Genomic DNA, 16,421 nt, shown 5'->3' with positions numbered 1-16,421 from the left:
CCTTCCGATCTCCATCATCAGCGTTGATGAGAGGACACCATTATGGCACCCTCCCTGTTCGGCCGGCGACGCAGAGTCGCCGCGGCGGTACCGCTCGCCGTGGCGCTGCTGCTGACCGGTTGCAGCGGCGCCGCGTCCAGCGGCGCCGCGGACGCCTCCGGCGACCAGCTGCTGACCATCCCGCGTGAGGACATGGGGACCTTCACGCGGAACTTCAACCCGTTCTCCCCGAACGTCGCCCCGATGACGCAGCAGGCGATCTACGAGCCGATGTTCGTGTACAACCCGGCCGACGGCAGCACCACGCCGTGGCTGGCCACCGAGTGGACGACCGCCGAGGACGGGCTGAGCGTCACCTTCACCCTGCGCTCCGGCGTCCGCTGGTCCGACGGCGAGCCGTTCACCGCGGAGGACGTCGCCTTCACCTTCCCGCTGCAGAAGGAGCTGCTCGGCGGGTACGAGTACCTGGAGTCGGTCGAGGCCACCGACGAGCGCACCGTCACCTTCACCCTCAACCGGCCCTTCTCGCCCGCCCTCTTCGAGCTGGGCAAGCAGGTCATCATCCCCCGGCACGTCTGGGAGGACGTCGCCGACCCGGCCAAGGACACCAACCCGGAGCCGGTCGGCACCGGCCCGTACACCGAGGTCGCCAACTTCCAGAGCCAGTCGTTCGAGCTCATGCCGAACCCGAACTACTGGCAGCCGGAGAAGCAGCGGATCGCGGGCATCCGCATGCTCGCCTTCGCCGGCAACACCGGAGCCAACCTGGCCGCCACCAACGGCGAGGTGGACTGGGCCCCGCAGTTCATCCCGAACATCCAGGAGAGCTACGTCGCCCACGACCCCGAGCACCGCCACTACTGGTTCCCGCCCACCGGCGCGATGATCAACTGGCACATGAACACCACGAAGGCGCCGTTCGACGACCCCGCGGTGCGCAAGGCGCTCAGCCAGGCGATCGACCGCGAGACCATCGTGGAGGTCGGCATGAACGGGTACACCGAGCCCGCCGACTGCACCGGTCTGTCCGGCGGCTACGAGCTGTGGCGCGACCAGTCCCTGGTGGACTCCTGCGACTGGACCACCTTCGACGCCGAGGCCGCCGGGAAGGCGCTCGACGAGGCCGGCTACCCCATGGGGCCGGACGGGACGCGCACCATGCCGAACGGCGAGCCGTTCGCCTTCGACATCTCGGTGGGCTCGTCCTCCTCCGACTGGCTGTCCGTCGCCAACATCATCTCCCAGAACCTCGCCGAGATCGGGGTGACCGCGAACGTCGACTCCCCGGACTGGCCGGCGGTCTCCGCCGACTACGAGAACGGCACCTTCGACACCGGCATCGTCTGGAGCGGCAACGGCCCGACGCCGTACGAGTTCTACCGGGACTCCATGGGAACCGAGCGGGTCAAGCCGGTCGGCGAACGGGCCCTGGAGAACTACCACCGCTACGGCACCGAGGAGGCGGACCGGCTGCTCGCCCAGTTCGCCGCCACCTCCGACGAGGCGGAGCAGCGGGCGGTGGTGAACGACCTCCAGGCGCTGTTCGCCGAGCACGCCCCGGTGGTGCCGCTCTTCCCCGGCCCGGAGTGGGGCGCCTACACCGACGTGCGGTTCACCGGCTGGCCGACCGCGGAGAACCCCTACGCCACGCTCTCGGCCCGCGCCTCCACCACGGTGCTGGTGCTGACCAGCCTCACGCCCGTCACCGGCTGACGGTCCCGGAGACTTCGGCGGCCCGGCGCCCGTCCCGCCCGAGCGCGGCGGGTCCTCCCCCGGCGGGGCCGGGCCGCCGTCACCCCCGTCACCCCTCCCCTCTCGCCCCGCGGACGCTCCGCCCCGGCGCCGGCGCCCCGCGCCGTGTGCCGCCGGGACGGTGGCGGCGCCGCCCCACCGCAACGAAAGAGGGACCCAGTGCGCTTCATCCTGCGAAATCTGGGCTTCTACCTGATCGCCTTCTGGACCTCCATCACCCTGAACTTCCTGCTGCCCCGCTTCATGCCGGGCGACCCGGTCTCCCGCATGTTCTCGCAGGCGCAGGACCAGATGCGCCCGGAGCAGATGGACGAGCTCCGCCGGCTCTTCGGGCTGGACGACCGGCCGCTGTGGGAGCAGTACCTGTCCTACGTCGGCAACGTCTTCACCGGCGAGATGGGCACCTCCATCTCGCGCTTCCCGACGCCCGTCTCGGAGGTGATCGGGTCCCAGATCGGCTGGACGCTGCTGCTCGGCGCCACCGCGCTGCTGATCGCCGTGGTCGTCGGCAACCTGCTGGGCGTGCTCGCCGCGTGGCGCCGGGGCGGACCGCTGGACTCCGCGCTCCCGCCGCTGCTGGTGTTCGTCGGCTCCTTCCCCTACTTCTGGCTGGCCATGGGGGCGCTGTACCTGTTCGGTGTGACGCTCGGCTGGTTCCCGCTGCGGCACGCCTTCGACGTCGGGCTCACCCCGGAGTTCTCCTGGCCGTTCCTGTCCAACGTCGCCTCCCATCTGGTGCTGCCCGCGCTGACGATCGTCCTGGTCACCATCGGCGGCTGGATGCTCGGCATGCGCAACACCATGATCGCCACGGTGGCGGAGGACTACATCACCATGGCGGAGGCCAAGGGGTTGCGGCCGGGCCGGATCATGTTCCGCTACGCCGCCCGCAACGCCCTGCTGCCCTCGGTCACCAACTTCGGCATGGCGCTGGGGTTCGTGGTCGGCGGCGCGCTGCTGACCGAGGTGGTCTTCGCCTATCCCGGCGTCGGCTACCAGCTGCTCGACGCCGTCCAGGGCCTGGACTACCCGCTGATGCAGGGGATCTTCCTGACCATCACGGCGGCCGTGCTGGTGGCCAACTTCGTCGTCGACATCATCTACGTCCGCCTCGACCCGCGCGTGCGGGCCCGCTGAGCGGGAGGAGACACGCATGCCCGTCATCGACTCCGGCGCGGAGCCCGGCGCCGGCTCCACCGCGTCCGGGACGCCCCCGGCGCCCGGCCGGCCGGCGCGGGGCGCCCCCGGCGCCGCGCCGACCGCCGGACCGGCCGCGCGACGCGCCCGGCCCGGGCTGCTGCGCGCCCTGCTGTCCAGCCGCAAGGCACTGTTCGGCGGGGTGGTGCTGGTGCTGTTCGCGGCCGTCGCCCTGCTCGCCCCCGTCCTCTCCCCCGCCGACCCGGCGCTGATCACCGGCCTGGCGGCGCAGCCGCCGTCCGCGGAGCACCCGCTGGGCACCACGGCCAAGGGGCAGGACGTGCTCGGCCTGACGCTGTGGGGCGCGCGCAGCTCGCTGCTGGTCGGCTTCACCGTGGGCATCGCGGCCACCGCGCTGGCCATCGTGGTGGGCATGGCCGCGGCCTACTTCGGCAGGGTGGTGGACGACCTGCTCTCCCTGGTGGTGAACGTCTTCCTGCTGCTGCCCGGCCTGCCGCTGCTGGTCATCCTGGCCGCCTTCCTGCCCGCCGGCACCGGGACGGTGATCGCCGTGCTGGTGATCACCGGCTGGGCCGGCTCGGCGCGGGTCCTGCGGGCGCAGGCGCTGTCCATCCGCGGCAAGGACTTCGTGGCCGCCGCCGTGGTGACCGGGGAGCGTCCCGCCCGGATCATGTTCCGGGAGATCCTGCCCAACATGGCGTCGGTGGTGATGACCACCTTCCTCGGCTGCGTGATCTTCGGCATCGGCGCGCAGGCCGGCCTGGAGTTCCTCGGGCTGGGTGACGCCAGCGTGGTCAGCTGGGGCACCAACCTGTACTGGGCGAGCAACGACGGCGCCCTGATGACCGGCTCCTGGTGGGCGTTCGTTCCCTCGGGGCTGTGCATCGCGCTGGTCGCCTTCGCGCTGGCGATGGTCAACTACGCGGTCGACGAGATCACCAACCCCCGGCTGCGCGGCGGCCGCGCCGGGCGCCGCGCCGCGGCCGTCGGGGCGACCCCCGTGGCGCCCGCGCACACCACCGAGCGGGAGGGCTGATCCGTGGCCGAGGAAACCCCACAGCCCGTGCTGGAGGTCCGCGACCTGCGCGTGGAGTACCGCGGCGGCGCCCGCTCGGTGGTCGGCGCGGACGGCGTGTCGTTCACCATCGGCGCCGGCGAGGTGTTCGGGTTGGCCGGCGAGTCCGGCTGCGGCAAGTCCACCGTCGCGAACGCGGTCATGCGGCTGCTGAAGCCGCCGGCCGTCATCTCCGCCGGCGGCGTCCGGTTCCGCGGCCGGGACGTGCTCGCCATGTCCGACCGGGAGCTGCGCGCCTTCCGCTGGCGGGAGGTCGCCATGGTGTTCCAGTCCGCGATGAACTCGCTCAACCCGGTGCTGACCATCGGCGAGCAGATCGTCGACATCTTCACCACCCACGAGCGGACGCCGAAGCGGGCGGCCCGGGAGCGCGCCGCCGAGTTGCTGCGGCTGGTCGGCATCGCCCCGGACCGGCTGCGGGCCTACCCGCACCAGCTGTCCGGGGGCATGCGCCAGCGCGTCGTCATCGCGATGGCCGTGGCGCTGCGGCCGTCACTGCTGATCATGGACGAGCCGACCACCGCGCTGGACGTGGTGGTGCAGCAGGAGATCATGGCGCAGATCCGCGACCTGCAGGGCCAACTCGGCTTCTCCATCCTCTTCATCACCCACGACATGTCGCTGATGGTCGAGCTGTCGGACCGGATGGGCGTGATGTACGGCGGGCGCCTGGTCGAGCTGGCCGGCGCGAAGGAGATCTTCGCCGAGCCGTTGCACCCCTACACCGAGTCGCTGATGAACGCCTTCCCGCCGCTCACCGGGCCGCGGGTGGAGCTCACCGGGCTCGCCGACGCCGACCGCGTCGTGGACGGGGTGGTGGTCGGCTGCGGCTTCCACGCCCGCTGCCCCGAGGACCGCTCCAACTGCTCGACCAACATCCCGGACCTGCGCGAGGTCGCCCCCGGGCGCTGGGTCGCCCGGGTCCCCGCCTCCGAAGGAGCAGCGCGATGAGCCCGACCACGGCCGCGAGCGCCACCCGCCCCGGCGACCGGGCCGACCAACCCCTGCTCAGCGTGCGCGGGCTGACCAAGGACTTCCCCGTGGGCGGGCTCCTCTCCCGCCGCCGGGTGCGCGCGCTCAACTCCGTCGACCTGGACATCCCGCGCGGCCGGATCGTGGCGCTGGTCGGCGAGTCCGGCAGCGGCAAGTCCACCATCGCCCGCTGCCTGATCCGGCTGGAGCGGCCCACCGCCGGCCGGATCCTGCTGGACGGCGAGGACGTGACGCATGGCCGGCGCCGGCGGGACTGGCACGCCTACCGCGGCCGGGTGCAGATGGTCTTCCAGGACCCGTTCGGCTCGCTCAACCCGGTGCACCGGGTCGAGCACTTCCTCACCCGCGCCCTGCTGGTGCACGACCGCGCCCACGGCCGGGAGCGACTGCGGCACCGGCTCGGCGAGCTGATGAGCACCGTGGGCCTGGCCGAGGAGATGCTCCAGTCCTACCCGCACGAGCTGTCCGGCGGGCAGCGGCAGCGGGTCGCCATCGCCCGCGCGCTGGCGGTGGATCCGCAGGTCATCCTGGCCGACGAGCCGACCTCCATGCTGGACGTTTCGGTGCGGATCGGCATCCTGAACCTGATGCGCCGGCTGCGCGACGAGCGCGGCATCTCCATGCTGTACATCACCCACGACCTGGCCTCGGCCCGGTACGTGGCCGACACCACGATGGTGATGTTCGCCGGCGAGCTGGTCGAGGGCGGCGACTCGCTCGCCCTGATGGCGCGGCCCGCGCACCCCTACACCCGGCTGCTGCTGTCCGCCGTGCCCGACCCGGAACGGGCCGGCGGCTACGACCCGGTCGAACGCGCCCGGCTGCGCGCCGCCGTGCTCTCCGCCACCAGCTGCCCCTACCAGGGGGACCCCGGCCGGCCGTGCAGCCGCACCGAGCCGGTGCGGCACCTGGTCGGCGAGGACGACGGCCAGCCGCACTGGGTGCGCTGCCACCTGTACGCCCCGGCCGTGCCCACGGCCCCCCATGCCCTCAGTGCCGGCCCCGACGCCGTGGCCGACTGACCACGCGGCACCCGACCGCGTGGCCCACCGACCACGTGGCCCAGCCACCACGCGGCCTCGAGAAGGCGAGAACAGCTCACCGATGACTGGCGACCTCACGCTGCCCCGCGCGACCGGAGCGGCCCGGGAGGACCTGGCCACCCGCGCCGAACGCGACCCGCAGCGCCCGCGCTTCCACTTCGTCTCCCCCGCCGGCTGGCTGAACGACCCCAACGGGCTCAGCCACTGGAAGGGCGTCTACCACCTCTTCTACCAGTACAACCCGTACGGCCCGGTGCACCACCGGATCCACTGGGGCCACGCCACCAGCACCGACCTGGTCACCTGGACCGACGAGCCGGTGGCCCTGGTGCCGAGCGAGGGCCCCGACGTCGACGGCTGCTGGTCGGGCGTGCTGGTGGACGACGGCGGAGTGCCGACGCTGGTCTACTCCGGGCGGCACGGGGAACGGGAGCTGCCCTGCGTGGCCACCGGCAGCCCCGACCTGCGCAGCTGGGAGAAGCACCCGGGCAACCCGGTCGTCGCCGCGCCCCCGGAGGGCGTGGAGGTCACGGCGTTCCGCGACCACTGCGTCTGGCGGGAGGGCGGCACCTGGCGGCAGCTCGTCGGCTCCGGCGTGCGCGGGGTGGGCGGGGCGGCGTTCCTGTACGAGTCGGCGGACCTGCGCTCCTGGCGGTACGTCGGGCCGCTGCTCACCGGCGACGCCGGCCGGGGCGGGCCGGGCGACCTGGACTGGACCGGCACCATGTGGGAGTGCGTGGACCTCTTCCGGCTCCCGGCGCCGGCCGACCCGGCCCACGCCGCCGACGGCACCCCGGCCGGGAGCGCCACCGCCGAGGGCACCGACGTGCTGGTGTTCTCCGCCTGGGACGAGGGCGTCACCCACCACCCGCTGTACTGGACCGGCCGCTACGCGGGCGACACCTTCACGCCCACCGCCCTGCACCGCCTGGACTACGGCCAGCGCTACTTCTACGCCCCGCAGTCCACCCGCGACGCCCACGGCCGCCGGGTGATGTTCGGCTGGCTCCAGGAGGGGCGCGGCGAGGCGGCCACCGCCGAGGCCGGCTGGTGCGGGGTGATGTCGCTGCCCCGGCTGGTCACCATGGGCACCGACGGCCGGCTGGCGCAGCGCCCGGTGCCGGAGGTGGACCGGCTGCGCCGCGAGCACGCCGCGGCCGGCCCGCTCACCCTCGGCGGCGGCGAACACGCGCCCCTGGACGACGTGCGGGGCGACCAGCTCGACCTGGTGACGACGCTCCGTCTGGAGCCGGGCGCCACCGCGCGCCTGACGGTGCGCGCGACCCCGGACGGCGCCGAGCGCACCGTCGTCGAGATCGAGCGCCGCGCCGACGGCACGCCCGGCGCGGACGGCGGCACGCTGCGGCTGCGCCGCGAGCACAGCAGCCTCGACCCGACCGTGGACACCGATCCCCGGCACGGTCCCGTCCCGATCGGCGCCGACGGCGTCGTCGAGCTGCGGGTGCTCGTCGACCACTCGGCGCTGGAGATCTTCGCGGGCGGGCGCGCCCTGGCCGCCCGCGTCTACCCCACCCGGGCCGACGCCCTCGGCGTCGGCCTGACCGCCACCGGCACCCTCCGGGTGGAGCGGTTCGACGCCTGGCGGATGGCCGACGTCTGGACCGGCGCCCCGCGCCCGCTGTGGCCCTGACGGCCCACCACGCCCGCACGGCGGGCCCGGGAACACGCCCCGGGCCCGCCCCACCCAAGCCCTCTCGCAGCACGTCCCCGGCAGTCTCGAGGAGGAGACATGTCCCCACGGAACAGACCGTCGGCCCTGTCCAGGCGCGGCTTCGTGCTCTCGACCGGCCTCACCCTGCTCGGCTCCGCGTTGCCCGCCGCCACGGCCGCCGCCGCGCCGGCGGGTGCGGACGGCGCCCCCGCCCTGCCCCTCGCCGCCACCGACCCCACCGCCATCCCCGACCCGATCGGCGTCACCGGCAGCTGGACCCGGACCGCCGACGCCGGCCAGCGCGTGGTGACGGCCTTCGAATCCAACGCGGTCGCCGTGTCCGAGCAGCGGGTCGCCGCGAACGCCGTCCTCGGCGCCATGGTGACCGTCCACGCCGACACCCCGTTCGCCGTCGGCTCGCTGGTCGTCCGCGCCGCCGTCGACGGCTCCTCGGGCTACGCCGCCGGCATCGACCCCAACCTGGGCCGGGTCCGGCTGTTCGACCTGGCCACCGGCCAGGACCTGGTGCCGCCCGCGGCCTTCGCCAGCCAGCCGGGCACCGCCTACCACCTCGAAGTCGCCCTCGACGGCCCCGCCCTGCGGGTCTCGGTGAACGGCACGACGCTGCTGACGGCCAACGACGACCGCTACCAGCACGGCGTGGTGGCCCTGCACGCCTACAACGGCACCGTCACCTTCGGACCGCCGGCGCTGCGCACGATCACCACCAACCTCACCGGATGGAGCACCAGCGGCGGCACCTGGACGGCCACCGGCACCGGCTGGCGGGCCGCCGCCCTGGCGGACACCAACGTCCGCGCCGTCGCCGGCACCCGCGCCCACGACGTCTCGCTCCGCGCCGACGTGCTGGTGCACGACCCCTTCGCGGTGGCCACCCTCCTGCTGCGGACCAACCCCGCCGGCACCACCGGGTACGCCCTGGAGGTCGACCCCAACCTGGACCGGCTGCGGCTGTACCGGATCGACGGCAACGTCACCCTCGGCACCCACAGCACCCCGATCGCCACCGGCACGGTGTACCGGGTCCGCGTCGAGGCCGAGCGCGGCGAACTGCGGGTGCACTGGCAGACCGACTTCATCCGCCCCGACGGCCACGCCCCGGCGATCACCGCCACCGACACCGCCCACGCCTCCGGCCACCTGGGGGTGCAGGTCTACAACGGCTCGGCGTCCTTCGAGGAGATCACCGCCTCGGACGTGGTGACCGACCTCCAGGGCTGGCGGACGGCCTCCGGCGCGTGGTTCCCCGACCTGCGCGGCATCCGCTCCGACGGCACCGTCGCCGCGCTGCGCACCGCGCCCTTCCCCGGCGGTGACGCGCTGCTCGGCGCGGACGTCACCCTGGGCGGATCCCGCCCGGCCGCCTCGGCCGGCCTGGTCTTCCGCGCCGCGCCGGACGGGTCGGGCGGCTACGAGGCCCGCCTGGACTTCGCCACCAACACAATGGCGCTGGTCGACCGCGCCACCGGCGCCCGGCTCGCGACGGCCGCGCCCCCGGTGCGCCAGATCCGCCCGGGCGTCCCGTACCGGGTGGAGGTCCGCGCGCAGGGCACGACGGTCGAGGTGCACCTGGACGGGGTGTCCACCCTGCGCGCCGCGGTGACCGGAACCGGGGGGTCCCGGGCCGGCCTGGCCGCCGGCCCCGGCGTCGCCTGCTTCCAGAACGTTCGGGTGCGAAGACCGGGCGAGTACCGCACGGAGACCTACCGTCCCTGGTACCACCACACCCAGCTCGCCGGCCACGCCAGCGACCCGAACGGGCTGGTGTACCACGAGGGCGAGTACCACCTGTTCCACCAGGACCAGGGGCGCTGGGCGCACGCGGTCAGCACCGACCTGGTGCACTGGCGGGAACTGCCGGTCGCGCTGCCGTTCTCCCGGTTCGGCCACGCCTGGTCCGGCTCGGCCGTGGTCGACGCGCACGACGTGAGCGGACTGTTCGGCGGCGGCTCGGGCCTGGTCGCCTTCTACACCAGCTACCACCCGGACAGGTCCGGCGGCAACCAGTGCGTCCGGGTGGCGTACAGCAAGGACCGGGGCCGCTCCTGGGAGTGGTACGGCGAGGACCCGGTGGTGCCCAACCCCGGCGGCCCGGACGGGAACTGGGACTTCCGCGACCCCAAGGTGATCTGGGACGCGGAGCACGGCACCTGGGTGATGGTGGTCGCCGGCGGGGACCACGTCCGGTTCTTCACCTCCACCGACCTGCTGACCTGGAGGCACGTCAGCTCCTTCGGCTACGGCGCCTGGGTCACCGGCGGCACCTGGGAGTGCCCCGACTTCTTCCCGCTGCCGGTGGACGGCGACCCGAACCGCGTCCGCTGGGTCCTCACCCTCAGCACCGGCCCGGCGCGCCACACCGACGGCTCCACCTGCGAGTACTTCGTCGGCGGCTGGGACGGCACCACCTTCACCAGCGACACCCCGGCCGGGACGCCGCTGCGCGCCGACTCCGGCCGGGACTTCTACGCCGCCATCTCCTTCTACGGCGCGCCGGAGGGCCGGCGGCTGTGGATCGGCTGGATGAGCAACTGGGACTACGCCTTCGCCGAGCCGACCGCGCCGTGGAAGGGCCAGCTCAGCGTGGTGCGCGAGCTGACGCTGAGCTCCGCCGGCGGCCAGGGCGTCCGCCTGCTGCAACGGCCCGTGGCGGAGCTGGCCGCGCTGCGCGCCGGCACGACCAGCCGGCTGAACGTCACCGTCACCCCCACCTCGCCCAACCCGCTGGGCGGCGTCACCGGCGTCTCCTACGAGATCGAGGCGGAGATCGGCCTGCCGGCCACCGGGGCCGCCTCGGAGGTGCGGTTCGGGCTGCGGGAGAAGGCCGGGCAGCGCACGGTCGTCGGCTACGAGGTGGCGGCGTCCCGGCTGTATCTGGACCGGACCGCCTCCGGCCCCTCGCACTTCACCCGGTACTTCGCCGGGCGCAGCACCGCCGCGCTGGCCCCGACCACCGTCGGCGGCGAGCGGCGGCTGACGCTCCGGATGTTCGTCGACGCCTCCTCGGTGGAGGTGTTCGGCGGCGACGGACGGGCGGCGATCACCAGCCAGGTCTTCCCGGATCCGGACGCCCGGGGGATGTCGTTCCAGGCCGTCGGCGGCACGGCCCGGCTCGTCGCGGTGCGGGTGCACCGGCTGGCCGGCGCCTACCGGGTCGGGGACGCCGTGACGCCGCCGCCGGCCGCGCCGAGCGGCGGCGCGTTCCGGGGCGACCTGGGCCCGCTCACGGTCACCCCGGGCGGCCGCTGGACGCCCTCCGGCGCCGGGCTCGCCGGCACCTTCGACAAGGACTCCGACGCGCTGGCCGGACGGGAGCTGGCCGACCTGGAGCTCACCTCGCTGGTCCGCTTCGGCGGGCCGGACGCCGCCACCAGCGGCGCCGGATCGATCCTGCTGCGGGCCTCGGCGGACGGCGCCAACGGCTACTGCCTCAACATCGATCCGAACCTGCGCACCGTGCGGCTGTTCACCCGGGTGAACGGCTCCTTCGACGACAGCATGCTGCTCGCCCGGGTGCCGGTCCTGGTGCGCACCGGCACCAGCTACCCGGTGCGCGTGCTGGCCGAGGGCACCCGCATCCAGGTCTTCCTGTGCGGCGAGCGGATCATCGACGTGGTCGACGCCACCTTCGCCGGCGGCCGGGTCGGCCTCAACGTCTTCGGTGGGCGCGCCGCCTACCAGGACACCTACGCGAGGGGGCTCTGACCGTGGCACCACGACCGGTCCACCACACCCCACGGCGCGGGCGGGCGGGCGACGTCATCCCGTTCTTCGGCGGCCCGGCCGGGCAGCCGCCGCGTTTCCACGTCCTGTACCTGAAGACCCCGCAGGACGCCGCGGAGGAGGCCGCCGGTGGCACCGCCTGGCACCACCTGGTCAGCGACGACGCGGTGAGCTGGACGGACCTCGGCGAGGCGATCGGCCGCGGCGCCCCCTCGGACCAGGACGCCTCGGTGGCCACCGGCAGCGTCATCGAGCGCGACGGCGTGTTCCACGCCTTCTACACCGGGTTCTCGGTGGAGCGGAGGAAGGCCGGGCTGCCGGAGCAGGGCGTGCTGCACGCCACCTCCACCGACCTGCTCACCTGGACCAAGGACACCGCCTTCCGCACGCTGAACGCCCCGCCGGACCGCTACGACCCCCACGACTGGCGGGATCCGCACGTCTTCCACGACGAGGAGGCCGGGGAGTACCGGATGCTGGTCGCCGGCCGGCACCGCACCGGACCGGCCGGCCGCAGCGGCGTCCTCGCCCTGTACGGATCGTCCGACCTGGTCGGCTGGGAGCCGCGCGGCGACTTCCTGGCGCCCAACGAGTGTCAGGTGCACGAGTGCCCGGACCTGTTCCGGATGGGCGGATGGTGGTACCTGCTGTACTCCACCTTCTCCGACCGCCAGGTGACCCGCTACCGGCGCGCCCGTACGCTGTCAGGTCCATGGCTATCGGCGCCGGAGGACGCCCTGGACGACGCGGGCCTCTACGCCGCCAAGACGGTGAGCGACGGTCACCGCCGCTACCTGGTCGGCTGGTGCCCCACCACCGACACCGGCACCGACGACGGAACCTGGCAGTGGGGCGGCACGATCATCACCCACGAACTCCTCCAGCGCCCCGACCGCACGCTGGGCGCGCGCGTCCCCGAGGGGGTCGTCACGGCCGCCGGCCCGGTGCGCCCCGCCGCCGTCGAGCCGGTGCTCGGCCGGTGGACCGTCCGCGAGCGCGGCGCGGTCGCCGAACTCGGCGACGCCTTCGGCTGGTGCCGGCTCGGGCCACTGCCCCCGCAGGGCAGCGCCCGGCTGCGGATCACCCCGTCCGACGGCGTCTTCGAGCTCGGCGTGGGGCTGCACGTGGACGGGGGCCTGGACTCCGGCTACCTGGTGCGGATCCGCCCCGGCCTGGGCGTGCTGGAGCTCGACCGGTTCCCGCGCCCGGCGTACGCCGGCGTGCCGCACGCCCGTCCGCTGCCCCGGCGTCCGCCGGGCGGTGCGTTCGAGCTCACCCTGGTCTGGTCCGGACAGACCGTGGTGGCCTGCGTGGACGACACCGTGCTGACCGCCCGGACGCACGCCACCGGCGGCGACTGGGGCCTGTTCGCCGCCCAGGGACGCTGCGCCTTCGAACTGCTGTGAGGAGGTGACGGCCTGGTGCGGGGGCGGCGCGCCACCGCCCCCGCACCGTCACCCGCCCCGCCCGACCGCGGGCGTCACCGGCCCCCGCGGGCCTCAGGCGGGCTCGGTGGCGGCGTCGGCCGTGTCCGCGGTCGGACGGGCGGACAGGGCGTTCACCTGTTCGCTGAGGGTGGCGAGCTGGGTGCGCAGCTCCTCGATCTGGTCGCGGAGCCCGTAGACCACGCCGTTGGTGGCGGCCACGTGGTCCCCGGTGTAGTAGGCCACCGGGTCGCCGCCGTCCTCCCGCGGCACCCGGGAGTCCCGCTTCTCCCCGACGGCCCAGTAGGTCTGCACCACCGCGTTGTGGATGTCGGTCGGGTAGCTGCCGTTGTGGTAGCTCCACACCTTGTAGGCGATGCGGTCCAGGTCTTCCTCGGACAGGGCCATGTCGTCCTCCGTGTTGCCGGCGAGGCGGTCGGCGATCCTGCCTCGCATGTCGTTCATCGTGAAGCCGCGGGGGTCCACCTTCCCGGGCTGCCATTCCAGGTGTCCGATGACGCTGCCGGCCCCCCAGCCGTGGGCCCGGCACACGGCCGCCGCGGCGCGCTCGATGGCCTCCAGCTGCTCGGCCGGCCAGGGGTCCTCGCCGTCGCCGAGGTTCTCGCACTCGAAGCCGTAGAAGTGCGTGTTGCCGTCCGTGGTGGACTCGTTGTCGGCGGGCAGGGCCGTCTCGGCGATGACCGCGTCGAGCACGTCGGGGTCCCCGCCGCCGGCGTGGTTGGCGCGCCCGTACCCCACCAGGTGGACCCGCCCGTCCTTGGTGATCACCCCGTGGCACAGCGGCCCGGGCAGGTCCGCGTGGCCCACCCGGCACAGCTCCACGGTGGCGGCCGACCCCGAGGTGACCGTGTGGTGGATCATCACGCCGTGCACCGGCCCCCAGGCGCCGACGTGGTTGCGATTGTGGTTCCGCCAGTCACCGACCTCGACGACGGTGACGCCCTCGGCCCGCAACGCGGCCAGGAACGCATCGGCGGATAACGGTGTTGCCATGTACTGCCCTCCGGGCGTGATCGGCGCTCCACCGCCGTCGCGCGGCGGGCGGTGGACGCGGTGGGACTACCCGATCAGTACCCCGTTCGCGGTATCGCCGACACGCCGTTCCCGGAACGCCCCGCACCCGCGAAAACCGCCGCCGGCGGCCTCGTCCCCGGGCCGCGGCGGCGCCCCCGCGCCCCCCGTCGGCCCTGGTCACCGGCATCGCGACCCCCGTTCGCCACACCAATGCTCCCGAGGGGTGACACGGCCTTCCCGATTTTCCCAGAGAACGGTCCCGAAACCGCCGACGCCGGCACACCATTCGAACGGCCCACCGATTGCCGTCCCCCCGTTCCCGATTCCCCCAGTTCGGCTAATCGGAAGAAAGGCATGTTCCGCGGCGAAAAGATGCTGTCCGTGTACGTTTGGCCTGACGCGCAGAATCGTCACTGCTGACGCCGTCCCCACGACGCCCCTCACCTCGGGAGCCTTGATGGCCACACCGCTGACCGCCAACGCCTTTCTCTCCGCCCTGCGCGCCGAGGGCCTGACCGTCGTCGAGGTGGGTGACTGGCGCAACCACAACCGCAACCACGTCGGGCCGTGGGGCCCGGTGCACGGCGTGATGATCCACCACACCGTCACCTCCGGCTCCACCGCCACGGTCAACCTCTGCCGAGACGGCCGGCCGGACCTGCCCGGGCCGCTCTGCCACGGCGTGATCACCAAGGACGGGCGGGTCCACCTGGTGGGGTACGGGCGCGCCAACCACGCCGGCCCGGGCGACCCCGACGTCCTCCAGGCCGTCATCGACGAGGGGCCGCTGCCCCCCGCCAACGAGGCCACCGAGGACGGCAACGCCCGCTTCTACGGCTTCGAGTGCGAGAACCTCGGCGACGGCGAGGACCCCTGGCCCGCCGTGCAGCTGGAGGCCGTCGAACGCGCCGCCGCCGCGGTGTGCCGCGCCCACGGCTGGGGCGCGGCCAGCGTCATCGGGCACCTGGAGTGGAAGCCGCAGAAGATCGACCCGCGCGGCTTCACCATGGCCGACATGCGCGCCCGGATCGCCGGCCACCTCGGCCTGCGGCACGCCGAGGTGAACGGCGTGATCCTCTCCGACGACGAGGCCGCGCGGCGGCAGTGGGACGAGGCCGCGCGCTCGCTGCCGGAGGTGCGGGCCCTGCGCGACGAGGTGAGGCACCTGACCACCAAGATCGACGACCTGCGCAGCCTGGTCGAGCAGGCCCTCACCACCCGCCGCTGACCGCCCCCTCTCCCGTCCCCGGTGCCGCCGCGGCCCCGGCCCCGCCCGCCCCTACCCGGCCGTCATCGGCCGCGACCCTCAGCCGCCCGCCAGCAGCCGGCGGGCCAGGGAGGCGACCGGCTCCACGGTGCGCATGTCGTAGTTGCTCAGGGCCACCACCGTCAGGTCGCCCGCCGGGAGCACCTCCATGTCGGTGGACACGCCGGGCGAGCCGCCGTTCCTCGACAGCACCACCCGGCCGCCCACGTGGACCACCAGCTGCCCGTACCCCTCGAACACGCTCTGCGTGCCCGGCGCGGTCCGCATCGGCATCGGCACCCTCCCGCCCAGCAGCAGCGCGGTGTGCGCCGGGTCGAGCAGCTCGCCGTGCGTCAGGGCGTGGGCGAACCGCGCCAGGTCCGCGCAGTGCGCGAAGGAGCCGCCCGCGGGCGTGCCGACGAACCCGTGCTCGGCGATGGCGTCGTAGCGCTCCCCGTCCTCCCCCGTGGCGTAGGGGCGGGCGATGCGCCGGTCCGCCCGCCACTGCGGCATCGTGTAGAAGTCGGCGCTGGTCATCCCGGCGGCGCGGAAGACGTGCTCGCGCACGTAGTCGTGGTACGGCCGTCCGGAGACCCGGGCCACGATCTGCCCGAGCACGTGGAAGGCGGAGTTGCTGTAGGCGTACCCCGTCCCCGGGACGAACCCCAGTGGCTCCCCCCGGATGATCGCCGCGATCCCGTCCATCACCTCCTGCTCGCTATCCCAGCCGTCCTTGAGCTCCCAGAAGGCGGGGTTGCGGTGGTAGTCGCCCATCCCGGACGTGTGGGTGAGGAGCTGGTGGACGGTGACGGTTCCGGCGATCTCGGCCGGGAAGCCGTCGAGGTAGTCGCCCAGCTTCCCCTGGAAGGCCAGCTCCCCGCGCTGCGCCAGCTGCGCCACGGCGACGGCCGTGAAGAGCTTGGTCACCGAGCCGAGGATGAACAGGGTGTCCGTCCCGTTGGGTATGGACAGCTCACGGTTGGCCAGGCCGTGGGCGCGCGCCAGCACCGGCCGCCCCCGGTGGGCCACCAGCACGCTGCCGGAGAACGCGTCCCGCGCCGCCAGGTCCGCCACCAGCCGGTCGAGTTCCCCGCCGGGCCGCAGCCCCGCCGGGACCTGCCCGGAGCCGGGCGCCCCGGACCTCGTGTCGGCAGCCGTCCCGGCGGGCGTCGCGGCGGAGGCCGGTCCGGAGGCCGCCAGGGACGCGCCGGCCGCCAGGGACGCCGTCCCCAGCAGCCCGAGCACCGATCGTCGAGCCGTCGTCATGGTGTGAGCCTTT

General features: G+C 74.0%; 9 protein-coding genes and 2 pseudogenes. 9 read left to right on the top strand and 2 right to left on the bottom strand.

The genetic code is table 11. The features are described 5' to 3' along the window. The first annotated feature begins 42 nt into the window (after positions 1-42). The 8 genes from FHU37_RS03645 (at position 43) to FHU37_RS03610 (ending at position 12,843) form a co-directional block, all read left to right on the top strand. A complete protein-coding gene (locus FHU37_RS03645) occupies positions 43-1,713 on the top strand; it encodes an ABC transporter substrate-binding protein (RefSeq protein ID WP_179812777.1) in 1,671 nt (556 codons plus the stop codon). 198 nt (positions 1,714-1,911) lie between these two features. Then, positions 1,912-2,889, top strand: coding sequence for an ABC transporter permease (locus FHU37_RS03640; protein WP_179812776.1), 978 nt, complete (start codon positions 1,912-1,914; stop codon positions 2,887-2,889). 16 nt (positions 2,890-2,905) lie between these two features. Further along, positions 2,906-3,946, top strand: a complete 1,041-nt coding sequence (locus tag FHU37_RS03635) for an ABC transporter permease (RefSeq protein WP_179812775.1) — start codon at positions 2,906-2,908, stop codon at positions 3,944-3,946. Between the two features lie 3 nt (positions 3,947-3,949). Then, a complete protein-coding gene (locus FHU37_RS03630) occupies positions 3,950-4,936 on the top strand; it encodes an ABC transporter ATP-binding protein (protein ID WP_179812774.1) in 987 nt (328 codons plus the stop codon). Next, positions 4,933-6,000, top strand: a complete 1,068-nt coding sequence (locus tag FHU37_RS03625; RefSeq protein ID WP_179812773.1) for an ATP-binding cassette domain-containing protein — start codon at positions 4,933-4,935, stop codon at positions 5,998-6,000. The genes FHU37_RS03630 and FHU37_RS03625 overlap by 4 nt, the downstream gene beginning before the upstream one ends. 82 nt (positions 6,001-6,082) lie before the next feature. Next, on the top strand, positions 6,083-7,672 hold the full coding sequence (locus FHU37_RS03620) for a glycoside hydrolase family 32 protein (protein WP_179812772.1): 1,590 nt from the start codon (positions 6,083-6,085) through the stop codon (positions 7,670-7,672). A gap of 99 nt (positions 7,673-7,771) precedes the next feature. Beyond that, a complete protein-coding gene (locus FHU37_RS03615; protein WP_179812771.1) occupies positions 7,772-11,419 on the top strand; it encodes a glycoside hydrolase family 32 protein in 3,648 nt (1,215 codons plus the stop codon). A gap of 2 nt (positions 11,420-11,421) precedes the next feature. After that, positions 11,422-12,843 (top strand): family 43 glycosylhydrolase, encoded by a 1,422-nt coding sequence (locus tag FHU37_RS03610; protein ID WP_179812770.1) that lies wholly within the window; start codon positions 11,422-11,424, stop codon positions 12,841-12,843. A 447-nt stretch (positions 12,844-13,290) separates the two neighbouring features. On the opposite strand, the pseudogene FHU37_RS03605 reads toward FHU37_RS03610, so the two are convergent. Further along, a pseudogene (locus FHU37_RS03605) lies at positions 13,291-13,875 on the bottom strand (N-acetylmuramoyl-L-alanine amidase); the annotation flags it as partial. 478 nt (positions 13,876-14,353) lie between these two features. Here FHU37_RS03605 and FHU37_RS03600 point away from each other — a divergent pair. Next, positions 14,354-14,938 (top strand): annotated as a pseudogene (locus tag FHU37_RS03600) (N-acetylmuramoyl-L-alanine amidase); the annotation flags it as partial. 264 nt (positions 14,939-15,202) lie between these two features. Here the strand turns inward: FHU37_RS03600 and FHU37_RS03595 are convergent. Then, the gene (locus FHU37_RS03595; protein WP_218903924.1) at positions 15,203-16,408 is read right to left on the bottom strand and encodes a serine hydrolase domain-containing protein; all 1,206 of its coding nucleotides are present in this window, start codon (positions 16,406-16,408) and stop codon (positions 15,203-15,205) included. Between the last annotated feature and the right edge of the window lie 13 nt (positions 16,409-16,421).

This window comes from Allostreptomyces psammosilenae, assembly GCF_013407765.1.
In the GTDB taxonomy this organism is placed as follows: domain Bacteria; phylum Actinomycetota; class Actinomycetes; order Streptomycetales; family Streptomycetaceae; genus Allostreptomyces; species Allostreptomyces psammosilenae.
Note: the sequence above shows the minus strand (reverse complement) of the source record. Positions and strands in the feature narration are given on the sequence as shown.

Coding starts and splice junctions, on each gene's coding strand:
- FHU37_RS03635 (WP_179812775.1), top strand. CDS start 2,906: ATGCCCGTCATCGACTCCGGCGCGGAGCCCGGCGCCGGCTCCACCGCG.
- FHU37_RS03595 (WP_218903924.1), bottom strand. CDS start 16,408: ATGACGACGGCTCGACGATCGGTGCTCGGGCTGCTGGGGACGGCGTCC.
- FHU37_RS03645 (WP_179812777.1), top strand. CDS start 43: ATGGCACCCTCCCTGTTCGGCCGGCGACGCAGAGTCGCCGCGGCGGTA.
- FHU37_RS03620 (WP_179812772.1), top strand. CDS start 6,083: ATGACTGGCGACCTCACGCTGCCCCGCGCGACCGGAGCGGCCCGGGAG.
- FHU37_RS03625 (WP_179812773.1), top strand. CDS start 4,933: ATGAGCCCGACCACGGCCGCGAGCGCCACCCGCCCCGGCGACCGGGCC.
- FHU37_RS03615 (WP_179812771.1), top strand. CDS start 7,772: ATGTCCCCACGGAACAGACCGTCGGCCCTGTCCAGGCGCGGCTTCGTG.